The following is a 16,288-nucleotide window of genomic DNA, read 5'->3' as shown; positions in this document are numbered from 1 at the left end:
CAGCGGGCTGTTAGCGTAACGCTCGGTTTCAAGTCCGGTAGTCGCTCAGGAATGGGAACTATAGCGATCGCCCATCAACCGTAGATTTGGAACAACCATCTGATTAACCAGTACCGCAATCCGTCGGAGCAGCGTTGTCAAACTGTTGGGGTGTGCAATCGCCCATCCATTGATCGCCAGACAGGTTGTCCCCAACCACAACAACACAAAGGTTGGCACCATCACCACTCCGATCATTAACCAGGTGCCAACATGCAGTACCATAACAAGGGCATAAAAACTGGCGATCATCGTCATCAGCCGAACCTGGAGCATGGGGCGGTCAAAGCCCACAAAAAATAGCGTTTGTGCTGTTGCAAGCAGATTGGCAGGCACCAAAAAGGCACAGATGGCGACGCAATGGGTTCGCGAAAATTCAAACAATGAAGTTAATTCAAGCATTCGCTTAGGATACACACTTCTAAAAAACTATCTCCAAAACTTGCGATTTCCCTAAACATCATGAAACGAATCTTTACACACATCACCCAAAACCGTTTGTGGCAGAGTGCAGAGTCCTGCTCAGGTCGAGGTTCTGAACTGGCGTGTACAGCTTCGATTCGCGCAACATTGCCGAATGTACTCAAGAAATTAGAGGTCAAATCCATCCTGGATGCCCCCTGTGGTGACTTCAACTGGATGCGCCACATCCCCTTAGATGGAATCGATTACACCGGGGTTGATGTTGTGCCAGAGGTGATTGAACAGAATCAACGCACCTATGGCAGTGCAGCCATTCGATTCATGGCGGCTGATATCGCCAATGATGCTCTGCCGACTGCCGATTTGATCATCTGCCGAGATTGCCTCGTGCATCTCTCGCTGAGAACAGGTTATCGGGCATTGCAACAATTCCAACGCAGCGGTTCCAAATATCTATTGGTGACAACGTATCCCAGAACTACCAAAAATCGAGACGTTGCGACGGGTTCCTGGCGATCGCTCAACCTGCTCCTCCCTCCCTTCAACTTTGGCGAACCCCTTATGATTCTGAGCGACCCCAGCGACGACACCGGAGCACATCCCGACAAAGCCCTCGCTCTCTGGAGACTCGATACGTTAGATCTATCCAAACCACCTGCTCTATCACCCCAGGTCATGTTAACTACCTTCATCCGCGAAAACTTTAACCCTACCTGGCAGTGGTAATGGGCGAAGAATAAAGAAAAATGAAGAACGAAGAACGAAAAGGGTGAATGGGTAACGAAGTAGAGGGATGATAGGTACTCCCCACTCCCTACTCCCCATCCCCTACTCCCTCCCTCACTTCCCTCCCCGATCCCCACTCTCTTACTCCCACTTCTAACCTCTATCCTCGGTCGGAGCATAAAGAAAACCTTTTAGCAGGTTGCCCTTTAAAAAAAGTTGTCTACGCTTGAGGGATGAATGCAATTCCCCAGCATTATCCAGAAGCAGGCAAAAGGGTTTATGGCACAAAGTTTTGGTCTGATTGGTTTAGCGGTCATGGGAGAAAATCTTGCGCTCAACGTTGAGCGCAACGGATTCCCGATCGCCGTTTACAACCGCACCTCCTCGGTGACGGAAAAGTTTCTCTCTACTCGCGCAGAAGGTAAGAACGTCAAAGGAACGTTCTCGTTAGAAGAGTTTGTTCAATCGCTCGATCGCCCCCGCAAAATCCTCATCATGGTTAAGGCGGGTGGTCCTGTAGATGCAGTGATTAACCAGTTAAAGCCCCTACTCGACAAAGACGACATGATCATTGATGGGGGCAACTCCCTCTATGAAGACACTGAGCGTCGTGTCAAAGAGTTAGAATCTACCGGATTGAGCTTCATTGGTATGGGGGTCAGCGGTGGTGAAGAAGGCGCACTGAATGGTCCCAGTCTGATGCCCGGTGGCACAGAAGCGGCTTATCGGGAAATCGAGCCAATCGTGACTAAGATTGCTGCTCAAGTGGATGACGGTCCCTGCGTCACCTACATTGGTCCCGGTGGCTCTGGACACTATGTCAAGATGGTTCACAACGGTATCGAGTATGGTGATATGCAGTTGATCGCTGAGGCGTATGACCTGCTCAAGAATGTCGGTGGACTCAACCACACCCAACTCCACGAAGTATTTGCCGAGTGGAATACCACGGAGGAACTCGATTCCTTCCTGATTGAGATCACGGCTGACATTTTCCGTAAGATTGATCCCGATACGAATCAACCCCTGGTTGAGATGATTCTTGATTCAGCGGGGCAAAAGGGCACCGGACGCTGGACGGTGATGAGCGCACTGGAGTTGGGCGTCAGTATCCCCACAATCATTGCGGCAGTAAATGCTCGGATTATTTCGTCCTACAAACAAGAAAGGGTTGCCGCTTCTAATCAACTGTCTGGACCCAGCATCACTGCTTATGGCGATACAAAAGCTTTCGTCAACATGGTGCGGGATGCCCTCTATTGTTCCAAGATCTGTTCTTACGCTCAGGGCATGGCACTGTTAAGTAAGGCGTCTCAAGAGTTTAACTACAATCTCAACTTGAGTGAAATGGCGCGGATTTGGAAAGGGGGTTGCATCATCCGGGCACGCTTCCTGAACAAGATCCAGCAGGCATTCATTCACGATCCGCAGCTACCCAACTTGTTGCTGGCTCCTGAGTTTAAGCAGACGATTCTAGATCGTCAGGCATCTTGGCGCGAAACGTTGGCGATCGCCGCTAAATCGGGTATCCCTGTACCTGCCTTTAGTGCATCCCTCGACTACTTCGACAGCTACCGTCGTGCTTCCCTGCCCCAGAACTTGACCCAGGCACAGCGCGACTACTTCGGTGCTCACACCTACGAGCGTACTGATAAATCAGGCGTATTCCACACTGAATGGACAACCGAAGACAAAGTTCCTGCTGGCGTTTAACGCAAGCTGTCACCCAGTAGAAGGTAGAGAGGTGAGGGGTCAAGCAATTTTATAAAAGGCTTATCCCCCACCTCTCCTCTAGTTTCTTCGCTCCTCACCCTCCACCCCTGCCCGCCTTTCCTCACGATCCCCACGTATTTTCTCGCATCACAAGACATTTCCTCGAACTGAGTTAAGGGTTATCCACGAGTCAAGCCGCGAGATAACAGTGCTACCGTGCAGATCATTGATCCTATGCTGTTGTAGTAGCACGGTAGAAACTTAGGAACGCGGAACGATGCCTAGTGCTCCTTTACCCAAAAATGAACTGGCTAGGCTGGAAGCACTTCACCAATGCAGAATTTTAGATACTGCTTCAGAACCAGCCTTTGATGACATCGCTCGACTGGCGGCGTATGTGTGCCAGACTCCGATCGCCGTTATCAGTCTTGTGGATGCGGAGCGGCAATGGTTCAAAGCCAAAGTTGGGTTGACGATCGCAGAGACAGATCGCAGCCTATCGTTCTGTTCCTACACGATTTTGCAGAGCGATGTGCTGGTCGTACCAGATACTCTCGCTGACCCCAGGTTTGCCCATAACCCGCTTGTGCTCTCAGACCCATACATCCGCTTTTATGCAGGGGTGCCCCTGGTCACGGTTGATGGGTTGGCTTTAGGATCGCTATGTGTCATCGATCAGGTTCCCCGGACACTCACCCCGGCACAAATTCAAGCCTTAAAAACGCTGGGACACCAGGTAATTAAGCAGTTTGAGTTGCGCCGATATTCGGCTGAGCTTGAACGAGATGCCATCGTCCGCAGACAACCACTCACCAAACCCGATCAATTACAGGTAGTCAAAGTTGGGTTTGGCTTTGCTCTCAGTCTGTTTCTGGGCTTAGGAGTATTGATTTATCAACAGGTTGTCGAGCTTTCCCACTCTGCCGCGGCGATCCTTCAAGCGCAGGCTACCCTGGCCCAACTCGAGCATATTGCCACTGATATTCAAACTGCCAAGCTCAATCAGCAACAGTTTGCCTTGTCGGGCGAGGAACAAGATTTACAGTCTTATCACACTGCGATCGCCCATCTTCATCAGGAATTGCAGCTTTCACAGAGCCAGACACAATACAATCTTGAACAGAAACGATGGTTTAATCAGATTCAGCAAATAGCTGACCGTGCTCTGATTGACGCAAAAACAGCGATCGCTTGGCGTCAACTGCATCCCACTCAGCCGGGTCTTACCCCGTTATCTACCAACCACTTTCAGGAACTTGAGCGCGAAGTTTACGATCGAATCAGTCAGATTGAAGCAACTTACTCCACTGAACCATATTCAGGGCAAGTACACGTAACTAACCCCCCTGCCGTGATTAAGCTCGCTAGTTTATTGGTCTTCAGTTTTGTCGTTCTCGGTGCGGTCTTTTATTTCACACTTCAAGTCCTCAAGCAGCGACAACAGATTGAGGCGAAATTAGAGGACGAGCGCGACTTTACGAGTGCTGTATTAGACACCGTAGGGGCGATGGTGATTGTGCTCGATCCGCAAGGACGAATTGTGCGGTTTAACCGTAACTGCGAACGGGTGACAGGGTATTTGTTTGAAGAGGTTCGCAGTCAGTTCTTTTGGGATCTGTTTCTGCTTGAGGAAGAAGTGGAGCCTGTAAAAGCAGTTTTTGCAGACCTGACCACAAAGCAACTCCCTAACACGCACGAAAATTATTGGGTGACTCGGAGTGGCGATCGCCGCCTGATTACCTGGTCGAATACGGCTCTGCTCAACCGCGATGGCAAGCTGGAATTCGTCATCGGTACAGGCATCGACATCACAGAACAAAGACGAGCCGAAGAAGAAACCCAACGTCAGACCCAGCGATCGCAACTGCTAGCGGCTATGACGTTTCGTATTCGTCAATCCCTCGATCTGCAAGAAATTCTCAGGACGACAGTGGCGGAAGTGCGAGAGTTTTTGAAGGCAGACCGGGTCTTGATTTACCGTTTCAACACTGACTGGAGCGGCACCATTGTCATCGAAGCGGTAAATTCCCAGTGGTCTAGCTCACTCAACACCCGGATTGAAGACACCTGTTTTCAGGATGGGCGTTGGCAGGAGTATCAACAGGGACGCATCAGTGCGATCGCTGATCTGGATAACTCTGACCTCACGCCCTGTCATAAAGCTCTGTTAAAACACTTTCAAGTCCGAGCCAATCTCGTAGTTCCTATTTTGGAGAATCAGCAGCTTTGGGGCTTGTTGATTGTCCATCAGTGTTCGGGTCCGCGCTCCTGGCAGTTGTTTGAAATCGATTCCCTGGTGCAACTCTCAAATCAGGTCGGTATCGCGATCGCCCAAGCTCGCCTATTGGAGTGTGAAACCCAACAACGAGAAGCTCTGGCAACTCAGAATTTGGCACTCGAACGGGCTAAGCAAGTTGCAGAACAGGCGGCTCAAATGAAAAGCACGTTTTTAGCAACCATGAGCCACGAAATCCGCACCCCACTCAACGCGGTTTTGGGGATGACGGGGTTGTTGCTGGATACAAACCTGAATTTGCAGCAACGTGATTTTGCCGAAACAATTCGTTTGAGCGGTGATACGCTGCTGACGCTGATTAATGAAATCCTCGATTTCTCAAAATTAGAAGCCGGGGAAATGGAGTTAGAAATTCTCGACTTTGACCTCAGAGTTTGCATTGAAGAAATCGTCGAGATGTTAGCCATTCCAGCGCAGGCGAAAGGTCTAGAGGTGGCTATTCTGATTGCTCAAAACGTACCCAATCACCTGCGAGGGGATGTGGCTCGTTTACGCCAGATTTTGACAAATTTGGTGGGCAATGCGGTCAAATTCACCGCCGTTGGTGAAGTCGTGATTACCGTGACCCTGGAGGCTGAAACACCAGGCACAGCAACTATCCTCTTCGCAGTGAGTGATACTGGTGTTGGCATTCCCCCAGAGGGACAAAAGAAATTGTTTAAGCCATTCTCTCAGGTCGATGCCTCTACAACTCGCAAATATGGTGGGACGGGACTGGGTCTGGCGATCTGTAAGCAGCTAGTTGAGCTGATGGAAGGCTCGATTGGGGTAGAGAGTGCCCCAAATAAAGGGTCCCGCTTCTGGTTTAATTTGCGATTTGAGAAGCAACCCCAGAGTGCGATCGAGGATGAGTTGCTAAACATCCGCAGTTTGAAAGGATTGCGCGTCTTGGTGGTAAATGACAACGCAACCAACCGCAAAGTTATTCGCCATCAGGCTCTCTATTGGGGAATGCAGGTTGACGAGGTGGAGAATGGGGCGATCGCCCTCCATCAATTGCGGCAACAGGCACAGCAAAACTATCCCTATGACCTCGCCATTCTAGACATACAACTGTCTGATATGGATGGTAAAACGCTGGGTTGTGCCATCAAAGCTGATCCCCTCTTGCGTCACACTCAACTGATCATGCTGACGTCATGGCATCAGCAGGAAATGGCAGCCCATTTATTAGACTCAGGCTTTGCTGCCTGCTTGTTGAAACCGATTCGACAGTCCCGTCTGTTGAATTGTCTCCTGGCAGTGATGAATACAACTTCTAGACCACTGGCTAGCTCTACCAGTTTGTTATTACCAGAGGCTGAACCACCGCAGTTGATCCCGCCAGAGCAGGCGTCAAAACTCAAGATCCTGCTGGCAGAAGATAGCCTGGTCAATCAAAAGGTGGCTCTCAACCAACTCAAGCAATTGGGTTGCACCGCAGATGTCGCCGCAAACGGGCAGGAAGTCCTCGATCTGTTGGCAAAAATTCGTTACGACATTGTGCTGATGGATTGCCAAATGCCCATTCTAGATGGGTACGACACAACTCAAGAAATTCGACGTCTAGAACAAGACGGGCTTCATTCTCCTATCATCATCGCAATGACCGCCAATGCGATGAAGGACGATCGCGATCGCTGCATGAGTGTGGGAATGGACGATTACCTCAGTAAACCAGTTCGGCAGAAAGAACTGGCCGCTAAATTAGCCTATTGGAGTCAAAAACTCATGACGACTGAAAATTCCCTAGACAATTCCCTCTTACACATCAGCCGCACTCCAGAGATTGATGTGACACTAAATGATCTGATTGATTGGGATTATCTGCACGAGTTGTCTGATGGCAATGAGGCGTTTGAGCAGGAGCTATTGCAAACCCTGATTGAGTCTCTGCCACCGCACTTAGACACATTACGGGCGTATATCGCTGCCCAAGACTTTCCTGCGATCGAGCAAGAGGCACATTACATCAAAGGTTCCACAACCAGCATTGGTGCAAAATCCCTGCAAGCCCTGATGGAGCAATTGGAACTACAAGCCCGACAGCAGCAGTTTGACGATATGGGATACCTGTTTTCTAAAGTTGAACAAGGGTTTAAACAGATCGAAACCCTGGTCAAGTCGAAGCAATGTTTTTCAGGTGTCGCTGAGTATAGGGAGTGAGGAAGACACGTCATGCATTGTCGCTCTTCCTCTGCCGTACCTCATCAAAATGTCTAATTTGCAAGAGATCTATTGGATAATGAAAGGGTTTTAAGATCTGACACACTTGCTATGCGAACTCACTATTGCGGTCAACTCCGACCTGAACATATTGGAGAGACGGTCACACTCTGTGGATGGGTCGATCGTCGCCGCGATCATGGAGGGGTCATCTTTTTAGATTTGCGCGATCGCAGCGGCATTGCTCAGATTGTGAGCGATCCGGAGCGGACTCCAGACTCGTATGAAACCGCTGGAGATTTGCGAAACGAATATGTCGTGAAAATTACAGGTCGAGTTACCCGACGCCCTGAAGAGTCTTTAAATTCTCGGTTGGCAACAGGCGAAGTAGAAGTTTATGCCGATCAGATTGAGCTATTAAATGCCGTTCGTAAACAGTTGCCGTTTCAGGTGTCTGCGGCGGAAACCGAATCTGTGCGAGAAGATCTACGACTGAAATATCGCTATCTCGATTTGCGGCGCGAACGCATGAGTCGCAACCTGCAATTGCGCCATGAGATCATCAAAACCATGCGTCGTTTTTTGGAGGATGAGGGGCAGTTTATCGAGATCGAGACGCCCATGCTGACACGCTCTACTCCCGAAGGTGCGAGGGATTACCTGGTGCCGAGTCGAGTCAACCCCGGTGAGTTTTACGCGCTACCGCAATCACCGCAATTGTTTAAGCAAATTCTGATGGTGGCGGGGTTCGATCGCTACTATCAACTGGCGCGATGCTTCCGGGATGAAGACTTGCGGGCAGACCGTCAACCTGAATTTACCCAGCTTGACCTGGAAATGAGCTTCATGACACAGGACGAGTTGATTGACCTGAATGAACGGCTCGTTTGCTATTTGTTCAAACATGTTAAAGGGGTAGATATTCCTCGTCCTTTTCCGCGACTCTCCTATGCTGAGGCGATGGATCGCTATGGCAGTGATAAACCAGACACCCGCTTTGGGCTGGAACTGGTGGATGTGTCTGACTTAATGAAGGATTCTGGGTTTAAGGTGTTTTCAGGGGCGATCGCCGCAGGGGGCATTGTCAAGATCCTGCCGATCCCCGATGGCAACGATGCCATTTCTAACGTCCGCATCAAACCCGGTGGTGATCTCTTCAAAGAAGCGACAGAAGCAGGTGCCAAGGGGCTTGCCTACATTCGGGTGCGAGAAGATGGCGAGATCGATACCATTGGTGCAATTAAAGACAACCTGACCGATGCACAGAAACAGGAGTTGTTGGCACGAACCAATGCCAAACCAGGGCATCTTTTATTGTTTGGCGCAGGAGATACAGGAACCGTCAACAAAACGCTCGATCGCCTGCGTCAAGTGTTGGGGCGTGAGTTGGGGCTGATTGATCCCAATAAAATTAACCTGCTGTGGGTGCTCGACTTCCCCATGTTTGAGTGGAATCCTGATGAAAAGCGGCTTGAGCCATTGCATCACCCCTTTACCTCGCCTCGTCCGGAAGATTTGAGCGATGTCAAAACGGCTCGTGCCCTCGCTCATGACCTCGTCTTCAATGGCTTTGAAGTGGCAGGTGGCAGTATGCGGATCTATCAACCGGAACTGCAACAGCAGGTCTTTGAGCTGATTGGGTTGACTCCCGAAGATGCCCACAACAAATTTGGGTTCTTGTTGGAGGCGTTTGAATACGGCACTCCTCCTCACGGTGGCATTGCCTATGGGCTAGACCGATGGGTGATGTTGTTGGCAGGTGAGGAGTCGATTCGGGATGCGATCGCCTTCCCCAAAACGCAGCAAGCACGCTGTCTAATGACCAATGCGCCTTCTAGCGTTGACAATAAACAACTCAAAGAACTGCACATCAGCACTGTGTCTAAGCCAAAACCCTAGGATTTGGTTGACCACATCAATGCAGGCTGTGTTTGCCTATTGGGTTGATCGGTGTAACTAATACTCTGCCAGCTTGATTGCGGTAGGGGTGCGGGGGTGTAACCTCTAGTTGGGGCACTGCCTCTACACCCCCTTGTTCTGACTGAGTCGTTCATCAATCCGGTTGCACATCAATCCGGTTGCACTTTACGTTAGATAAGGTACTCTTGAACGTATAGTTCATCGTTCCATGTCTGACTCTTGGCTTCTCTTCATCAGGGTCATTATTGAGAAGCAGTTGCTCTGCATTCTGAACCTGTGTTTTGGACGACTGACTATTCAGGGTTGCCCGGATCTTTTACTGATAAATCTGTATTGATTAGGTAAGTCAACGCCTATCAAGCAGTGAGGTGTTAACGTCTCTACAAACTGCATACTACTCCAATCGTTGCTCGAACGGTAAAACCCACATGATGCTTTTGAAGCTTGCTTTATGCAGGTCTTAAAGCAGGGTATGTCTAGCGATCGCTACGAATCTTTTAGGAGGTTCTTGCAAGGAGTAGTAGTTCGATCAACTCGGTGTTTCCTTGAATATCAATCATGGTTTAGCCGCAGAAATGTTTATCAAACATGGAAAATTAGATAACCCCTGTCAGCCATCCAACCCGATTAACAGCTACCTGATTAAGAATAAAGATCACTCTGACAATTCGGCTCAACTTATCCTTCAAAGAGCAATCTTATTCCTTCAAGAATCGGGTGATTCTACGATCGATCTTCATAACAACAACTGGTCTAAAGAACAAGTTAAGTTGATTCAAGAAAGACGCTCTAACACGGCTTTTTACCTTTATCACATTACTGAACTACAACGGTTTTATCTGTTTGAGGAATATACTCATGCTTTGGAAGTAGCTGAAGTATTAGCAGATGTTGTCCAGACTCGTTCAGACACTTCAGAAAAAGCAGAATATTACTTTTACTCTTCCTTAATTTTAGCGGCTCTCTCTGTAGAGGTTGAGCTAGATACACGAGAACAATATCAAGGTTTTTTGTTAGAAAATCTGAATCAATTAAAACAATGGTCAGATGATTGTGCTGAAAGTTTCTATCACAAATACATCTTGATTTGTGCTGAGATGGCTCGAATTTCAGGTGATCGTCTAGCCGCAATGGAGCTTTATGATCAGGCGATCGCTTCGGCTCAAGACCATGGGTTTGTGCAAGATCAGGCGATCGCTAATGAATTGGCAGCGAAATTCTACGTCGATCAAGGTAGAACTAAAATCGCCAGAGTTTACATGACCGATGCCTATTTAGGCTACGTGCACTGGGGAGCAACAGCTAAAGCTGATCTCCTGCTACAAAACTATTCTGACCTGATTCTTCAAACCTCAACTGATACAAATCTTTCCCAGCATTTGCAAGAATTACTACAAAACCAGATTAAATTGAACCAGGCATATAGTCGTTTTGTACCAAAAGAATTTCTTCAGTTTTTAGGAAAAGACAGCATTGTAGATGTTGAATTAGGGGATCAAATTCAATTGGAAATGTCGGTTTTGTTTGCCGATATTTGCAACTTCACGACGCTGTCGGAACAGATGACACCCAAGGAAAATTTCAAGTTCATCAACTCCTATTTCAGCTACATGGAATCGGCAATCACCGAAAACTGTGGCTTTATTGATAAGTACATCGGCGACTCCATCATGGCGTTGTTTAATGGAGAGGCAAATGATGCCGTCAATGCGGCGATCGCCATGATTAATAAATTAACGAAATATAATCAGGAACGTACCGCTTCAAATCAACCGGAAATTAAAATTGGTATTGGCATCAATACCGGATCATTAATGTTAGGAACTGTGGGTGGTGCGAATCGAATGGATAGCACTGTAATCAGTGATGCGGTGAATTTGTCAGCGCGAATTGAAAAGTTAACTCGTGAGTATGAAGTTACCCTCCTGATCAGCCATCAAACACTAACAAAGCTGAACAACCCGGAACAATATTCCATCCGCATGATTGATCAGGTTAAGGTCAAAGGTAAATCAGAACTGGTAACTGTTTACGAAGTGTTTGATGCCGATCCACCCGATTTGCGAGAAGGAAAGCTGTCCACCGCAGACCTATTTACAGAAGCCCTCGCTCTATTTAACGAACGACGCTATCGGGAAGCAACTCGTCTGCTAGAAAACTGTCTGGATCAAAATCCGCGAGATAAGGTCGCCCGAATTTATTTAGAACGTTGCCTCAAATCAGGCTTACGTTTGATGCAGGAGTTATAGTGACGTTCACCACATCGCCAATATTAAAGTGCAATTGAGAACGAGCATTACCCCGATTCACCGCAATTTCGATCCAGCTATGACTACCAACAAGGGCTAGTAATTCGCTCTCAGCGACGTCAGCATAGGTCTGCTGTCCGGGGATGATGCAAGAACCTGCTTGCACTGACCAGATGTGACCCCGAATGCAGCTTCCCGGAATGTTGGTGATCAGATTACCGAAGTGATCTATATATTGAATGCAACCTTGAATCCGATCGCCCATTTGTGTGACGGGGTTAATTGGCAGATGAACCAGTGTAGCCAGGTCAATCCTGTTGCCCAATGTTTCTAAGGGAACACCACTGGCTAAGTGAGCACCCACTGGAGCAAAGATATCTCGCCCATGAAAAGTCATGCTGGGGGATGCGCTGCGCCAATACTGGGGATTGGTTAATTCAACAGCGGCGATCGCCGGAGACTGTTCGAGCACTCCACTGAAAATGCCGTTGTCAGGCCCCACCAGGAACCCATGCGCCAATTGAAGGGCGATCGCTCGTCGCTCACTGCCTACCCCCGGATCAACCACTGCCACATGTACCGTTGATTCTGGGAAGTAGGAGTAGGCACTCATCAGATTAAACCGAGCCGCCGCGAGGTCTTGGGGTGGAATGTGATGCGTTAGATCAATCACCGTGAGATTAGGATTAACCTGGGCGATTACACCTTTCATCGCACCTACGTAAATATCGCGATCGCCAAAATCTGTTAAAAGCGTTAGAACGGAATGGACAGACATAACTATTACTTGTGTACAGGCGAAATATTCGGTAAACAAGTTTGGTAGCCCAACTACAATCTCTAACGAAGGCTTCGCTCCTGCCATCATCTATGAAGAATTTACATTTGCGACACTAAATATGTGTGTATTGTCAACCAGTATCAGTTATGATATGTGGATTCCGTAAGTCTCCTAAGATCATTTGTACGGATCTGGATTATTCTATAGCTATATGTTTGTGGGGGGGACTGGTTATGCGTCACGTTTCGTTGTTTGCAACAGCAGGAATATTCGCCCTATGGCTTGGGGGATGTGGAGGCTCTCCACCTGCTGATCCATCGGTTGGGCAACCTCCCACGGGGACTCCGATTCCTGCCAGTCCTGCTCCGGGAGCACCGTCGCCAGTGGCACAGGCTCCGGCAGGCACTCCAATCACACAACCTACAGCAACGGCTTCACCTGCTGCTCCGGCAGGCACTCTTCCTCCGGATTTGATCAGCTCTACTGACCCGGATCAGCGTCTTCGGAGTATTCAGCGCAACCGTCCCGATCCATTTGCGTTGCTGCCAACGACTCCAGTTATCGAACGCACTGGTACAACTACCGCACAAGCCCCATCGGTGCCTCAAGCCCCAGCAGCACCTCCAGCACCGGATACTTCAGGGACTGGAGCACTTCCACCGTCTCAGCTAGAGCCTGAAAATTTTGTTCCGCCTCCACCTCAGGCTGACCTGGCACGAGCAGTACAGGTGACTGGAGTAGTGCAGATTGGCAATACTGTACACGCTATCGTCAAGGCACCTAACGAACCGACCAGTCGCTATGTCAGAGCGGGTCAATATCTGTCAAATGGTCAGATTTTGGTGAAACGAATTGACATGAATCAGGCTGAGCCTGTAGTCGTTTTTGAGGAGAATGGGATTGAGGTCTTAACCTCTGTTGGGTCAGGCGGAGCACCAACTGAGCCTGGCGTTCCTGCGGCGGCGGCGATCGCCTCGTCTCGCCAATAGAGGTTACTCTATTAACATCATTCAATCTTCCGTAGAGGTGGGCAGGTGTTTAACATCTGCCCATTTCAGTATGAAAAATAATTGTGACAAAGTAGTCACCGTTCTAGAGCTTCGCTAGAGTTGAAGGAACGATTTGCCCTTTGATATTCGACCTTTAGCTTCGTCATAGGAGTGGTGTTATGGTTTCTTCCACCAACGCCCAATCCAATTCATTTCCATTGGATTTTTCGCCCCACCTTACCCAAGATACCGAGCTACTTCAGCAACTCAGTTTTATCCCTGGTCTGAAAGAAATGCTGATGCTGCGTCAGGTTCATGCGTTAGAGCACGCGACCGTTTGGGTATTGGGTGAATCGCCTTCTACACAGACTGCTGTTGCCAGTCGCTTGTTAGGAGGTATGTCAACCGATCAGGGATTTTATCTTTATGGTGCAGTGGATTCAGCAGAGCTACATCGAGCCGTTTATGTTGCCTTGAGACGGTTGACGCATGGGGAATGGGATCTGGCAGTACACCCCCGTTGTGGCACAAATTTGTCAGTGGGGGTGCTGTTAACTGCCGGATTGGCGTTGGGCATTACCTGGTTGATTCCCAAAGGCCCAATCGAGCAGTTGGCAGGGTTGGGTATGGCAGCGATCGCGGGGGCGCAACTGGCTCCGGATGTGGGGGCGATCGTGCAACAATATGTTACGACTTCTATCCCGTTTAACCTGGCAATTGAAGAGATCAGCACCAGTCGCGATCGCTGGGGTCGCCCAGTTCACTTCGTTCGTGTGCGTTGGGTGGAGCCGCAAAAGTATTGATAAAGCTTGATCAAGATGGTCACAATCAGCAATAAAACTTAAAGCTGAAGATAAATAAATTGTCCATCTTGAGTAGTACTCTGGGTAACACATACCGTTATGAGTTCAAGCTTAATAACCGGAAAGGAAAACACTCATGGTTCAACGCGGTTCCAAAGTTCGGATTCTCCGTAAAGAGTCCTATTGGTTTAAGGATGTGGGCACGGTCGCTTCTATCGATCAAAGCGGCATCAAGTACCCCGTTATCGTTCGTTTTGACAAAGTTAATTACGCAGGCGTTAATACCAACAATTTTTCGTTGGCTGAAGTGGAAGAAGTTGGCGCACCTACCGCCAAGAAAACCCCTTCAGGCGGGAAGCAAACTACAGTTGAGCCTATGACTCGTAGAACTGGTCAGGGAGCCATCAAGCAGGATACTAGACCTGGTGCCGAAGCAGAAGCACCCGGTGTAGACACCACTGCAAAAGAAGGTTCACCTAACCAGGGAACGGAATCTCGCTAAGGTTTGTTCTTCAGATCTCTTTCAGATTGAAGTGGGTGGGTGCTCAGCACTCACCCTTTTTCGTGAAAAGATCTAAATTTGTAGAAGATCTTTATTGTTTTAAGTTGTGCCCGAATTACCTGAGGTTGAGACTGTTCGACGCGGTTTAAACCAAGTCACCCTCGGTCAAACCATTCAGGGTGGGGATGTGTTGCTCGATCGCACCATTGCCCACCCGATTTCTTTAGTGGACTTTTTGGAGGGAGTGAAAGGTACAGCGATCGCCCAGTGGCATCGTCGTGGGAAGTATCTGCTGGCGGAGTTAGTGCCTGCTGAAGCCTCATTAAACAGCACCCCCCTTATGAAGGGGGGTAGGGGGGATCAATTCGACCCCGCTTCAACCCACTCCTCTGGTGGCTGGTTGGGGGCGCATTTGCGGATGACGGGACAACTGTTGTGGCTGTCTCAGACATCTCCATTGCAAAAGCATTGTCGTGTGCGTCTGTTTTTTGAGAACGATCAGGAATTGCGCTTTGTCGATCAGCGCACGTTCGGGCAAATGTGGTGGATACCGCCAGAGTTGACGCCCAATCAGGTGATGTTGGGCTTGGCGCGATTGGGGCCAGAGCCATTGTCGGCGGCTTTTTCGGTAAATTACTTCACGCAACAACTCAAGGGGCGCGATCGCCCCATCAAGAATGCCCTACTCGATCAGACGATTGTGGCAGGCATTGGCAACATTTATGCGGATGAGGCGTTGTTTCTCAGTGGCATTCAACCCAAAACGCTGTGTAGCCAGCTGAAACCCCGCCATATTCAAAAACTCCACGCGGCTATTCTACAAGTGCTGCAAACGGCGATCGCGTCACGGGGAACCACTTTCAGCGATTTTCGCGATGTCGAAGGAATTAACGGCAATTACGGTCATGTAGCGTGGGTCTACGATCGCGAAGGAGAACCCTGCCGCGTGTGTGAGACTCCGATTCTTCGCATCAAGTTAGCGGGGCGATCGGCGCATTATTGCGAACGCTGTCAGTCGAAGGGGCGATAGGAGGCAAAGAAGGGTCTGTTTCTGTATCGAAGTCGGGACAGAGCGACGGGGGGCGATCGGCGGGAGGTTTGACGAGCACTATAGGTTCAGGTTGACCATTCACGTTTAGCGTGAAGTGGTAGTAATTCCAGGCTCCTCTAACCTTCTCGGCTTCCACATACGCTGTTCCACTCGTTCTAGACCCATTCACGCCAAACCGCAGACAGGTTACACCATCGGTAGGAGTTTCGTTGGTTTTGACATTGCTCACCCACCCTGGGGAAACGGGTTCACCCAAAGCGGCGATCGCTGCCGGATTGGTTTTGAGTCGCTCAGATGCCATTTGATAGGTCTGATAGGCTCCAGAGGATTTCAACAACCCTTGAAACAAGGAGGAAATCCCAAAAACACTCACCAAAATAATGGCTGTTATTAAACCTGCACAGCCACAACCACACCCTAACGGAATCAGCCAGAGTCGTCGGTTGCGTGTTGATGGGGGTTGCTGATCAGTGGTCATTGGGGTGTTTGAATACAAAAAACGATGAAGTGTAATGGCAAACGAATTGTTTTTATAAACTCTAACCAGAAGTTAAAGAAAAGATACTATCCCCTACAAGCGGGGTATGAAAAAAAGTATCGTTTTGAAAGGGTAAATCACAGTGATATATTTCCCTTCCCTCCAAGTAAATC

At 49.0% G+C, this 16,288-nt stretch carries 12 protein-coding genes; 9 read left to right on the top strand and 3 right to left on the bottom strand.

What is annotated here, in order from left to right; genetic code table 11:
• Positions 1 to 45 precede the first annotated feature (45 nt).
• Entirely contained in the window at positions 46 to 441 is a 396-nt protein-coding gene (locus H6G89_RS04955; protein ID WP_190504155.1) for a hypothetical protein, read from the bottom strand.
• Between the two features lie 60 nt (positions 442 to 501).
• On the opposite strand from H6G89_RS04955, the gene H6G89_RS04950 reads away from it, so the two are divergent.
• The 5 genes from H6G89_RS04950 to H6G89_RS04930 all read left to right on the top strand — a co-directional run bounded on the left by H6G89_RS04950 (position 502) and on the right by H6G89_RS04930 (position 11,511).
• On the top strand, positions 502 to 1,188 hold the full coding sequence (locus H6G89_RS04950; RefSeq protein ID WP_190504154.1) for a class I SAM-dependent methyltransferase: 687 nt from the start codon (positions 502 to 504) through the stop codon (positions 1,186 to 1,188).
• A 237-nt stretch (positions 1,189 to 1,425) separates the two neighbouring features.
• Positions 1,426 to 2,901: an NADP-dependent phosphogluconate dehydrogenase gene (gene gndA, locus H6G89_RS04945; protein ID WP_441339439.1), complete on the top strand. Its 1,476-nt coding sequence runs from the start codon at positions 1,426 to 1,428 to the stop codon at positions 2,899 to 2,901.
• A gap of 277 nt (positions 2,902 to 3,178) precedes the next feature.
• Positions 3,179 to 7,342 carry a response regulator gene (locus tag H6G89_RS04940; RefSeq protein ID WP_190504153.1) on the top strand — a complete coding sequence of 1,388 codons (4,164 nt, stop codon included), beginning with the start codon at positions 3,179 to 3,181 and terminating at the stop codon, positions 7,340 to 7,342.
• A gap of 111 nt (positions 7,343 to 7,453) precedes the next feature.
• Positions 7,454 to 9,241 carry an aspartate--tRNA ligase gene (aspS, locus tag H6G89_RS04935; protein ID WP_190504152.1) on the top strand — a complete coding sequence of 596 codons (1,788 nt, stop codon included), beginning with the start codon at positions 7,454 to 7,456 and terminating at the stop codon, positions 9,239 to 9,241.
• Positions 9,242 to 9,807: 566 nt separating this feature from the next.
• Positions 9,808 to 11,511: an adenylate/guanylate cyclase domain-containing protein gene (locus H6G89_RS04930; protein WP_242059823.1), complete on the top strand. Its 1,704-nt coding sequence runs from the start codon at positions 9,808 to 9,810 to the stop codon at positions 11,509 to 11,511.
• Here H6G89_RS04930 and H6G89_RS04925 read toward each other — a convergent pair.
• Entirely contained in the window at positions 11,477 to 12,289 is an 813-nt protein-coding gene (locus tag H6G89_RS04925; protein WP_190504151.1) for an SAM hydrolase/SAM-dependent halogenase family protein, read from the bottom strand. The genes H6G89_RS04930 and H6G89_RS04925 overlap by 35 nt on opposite strands.
• Positions 12,290 to 12,525: 236 nt before the next feature.
• Here H6G89_RS04925 and H6G89_RS04920 point away from each other — a divergent pair, with 236 nt between their 5' ends.
• The 4 genes from H6G89_RS04920 (at position 12,526) to H6G89_RS04905 (ending at position 15,616) form a co-directional block, all read left to right on the top strand.
• On the top strand, positions 12,526 to 13,281 hold the full coding sequence (locus H6G89_RS04920; RefSeq protein WP_190504150.1) for a hypothetical protein: 756 nt from the start codon (positions 12,526 to 12,528) through the stop codon (positions 13,279 to 13,281).
• 179 nt (positions 13,282 to 13,460) lie between these two features.
• Positions 13,461 to 14,084, top strand: a complete 624-nt coding sequence (locus H6G89_RS04915; RefSeq protein WP_190504149.1) for a DUF6391 domain-containing protein — start codon at positions 13,461 to 13,463, stop codon at positions 14,082 to 14,084.
• Positions 14,085 to 14,220: 136 nt separating this feature from the next.
• Entirely contained in the window at positions 14,221 to 14,586 is a 366-nt protein-coding gene (locus H6G89_RS04910) for a photosystem I reaction center subunit IV (protein WP_190504148.1), read from the top strand.
• Positions 14,587 to 14,692: 106 nt separating this feature from the next.
• Positions 14,693 to 15,616 (top strand): DNA-formamidopyrimidine glycosylase, encoded by a 924-nt coding sequence (locus H6G89_RS04905; RefSeq protein WP_190504147.1) that lies wholly within the window; start codon positions 14,693 to 14,695, stop codon positions 15,614 to 15,616.
• Here the strand turns inward: H6G89_RS04905 and H6G89_RS04900 are convergent.
• Positions 15,558 to 16,115, bottom strand: a complete 558-nt coding sequence (locus tag H6G89_RS04900) for a cytochrome c oxidase assembly factor Coa1 family protein (protein ID WP_190504146.1) — start codon at positions 16,113 to 16,115, stop codon at positions 15,558 to 15,560. The two genes, H6G89_RS04905 and H6G89_RS04900, sit on opposite strands and share 59 nt — an antisense overlap.
• Between the last annotated feature and the right edge of the window lie 173 nt (positions 16,116 to 16,288).

The organism is Oscillatoria sp. FACHB-1407, assembly GCF_014697545.1.
Classification (GTDB): domain Bacteria; phylum Cyanobacteriota; class Cyanobacteriia; order Elainellales; family Elainellaceae; genus FACHB-1407.
This window is presented reverse-complemented; position numbering and strand designations above follow the sequence as displayed.

Excerpts from the sequence above, each read along its gene's own strand:
- H6G89_RS04955 (WP_190504155.1), bottom strand. The coding sequence starts at position 441 with ATGCTTGAATTAACTTCATTGTTTGAATTTTCGCGAACCCATTGCGTC.
- H6G89_RS04950 (WP_190504154.1), top strand. The coding sequence starts at position 502 with ATGAAACGAATCTTTACACACATCACCCAAAACCGTTTGTGGCAGAGT.
- gndA (WP_441339439.1), top strand. The coding sequence starts at position 1,426 with ATGCAATTCCCCAGCATTATCCAGAAGCAGGCAAAAGGGTTTATGGCA.
- H6G89_RS04940 (WP_190504153.1), top strand. The coding sequence starts at position 3,179 with ATGCCTAGTGCTCCTTTACCCAAAAATGAACTGGCTAGGCTGGAAGCA.
- aspS (WP_190504152.1), top strand. The coding sequence starts at position 7,454 with ATGCGAACTCACTATTGCGGTCAACTCCGACCTGAACATATTGGAGAG.
- H6G89_RS04925 (WP_190504151.1), bottom strand. The coding sequence starts at position 12,289 with ATGTCTGTCCATTCCGTTCTAACGCTTTTAACAGATTTTGGCGATCGC.
- H6G89_RS04920 (WP_190504150.1), top strand. The coding sequence starts at position 12,526 with ATGCGTCACGTTTCGTTGTTTGCAACAGCAGGAATATTCGCCCTATGG.
- H6G89_RS04915 (WP_190504149.1), top strand. The coding sequence starts at position 13,461 with ATGGTTTCTTCCACCAACGCCCAATCCAATTCATTTCCATTGGATTTT.
- H6G89_RS04910 (WP_190504148.1), top strand. The coding sequence starts at position 14,221 with ATGGTTCAACGCGGTTCCAAAGTTCGGATTCTCCGTAAAGAGTCCTAT.
- H6G89_RS04900 (WP_190504146.1), bottom strand. The coding sequence starts at position 16,115 with ATGACCACTGATCAGCAACCCCCATCAACACGCAACCGACGACTCTGG.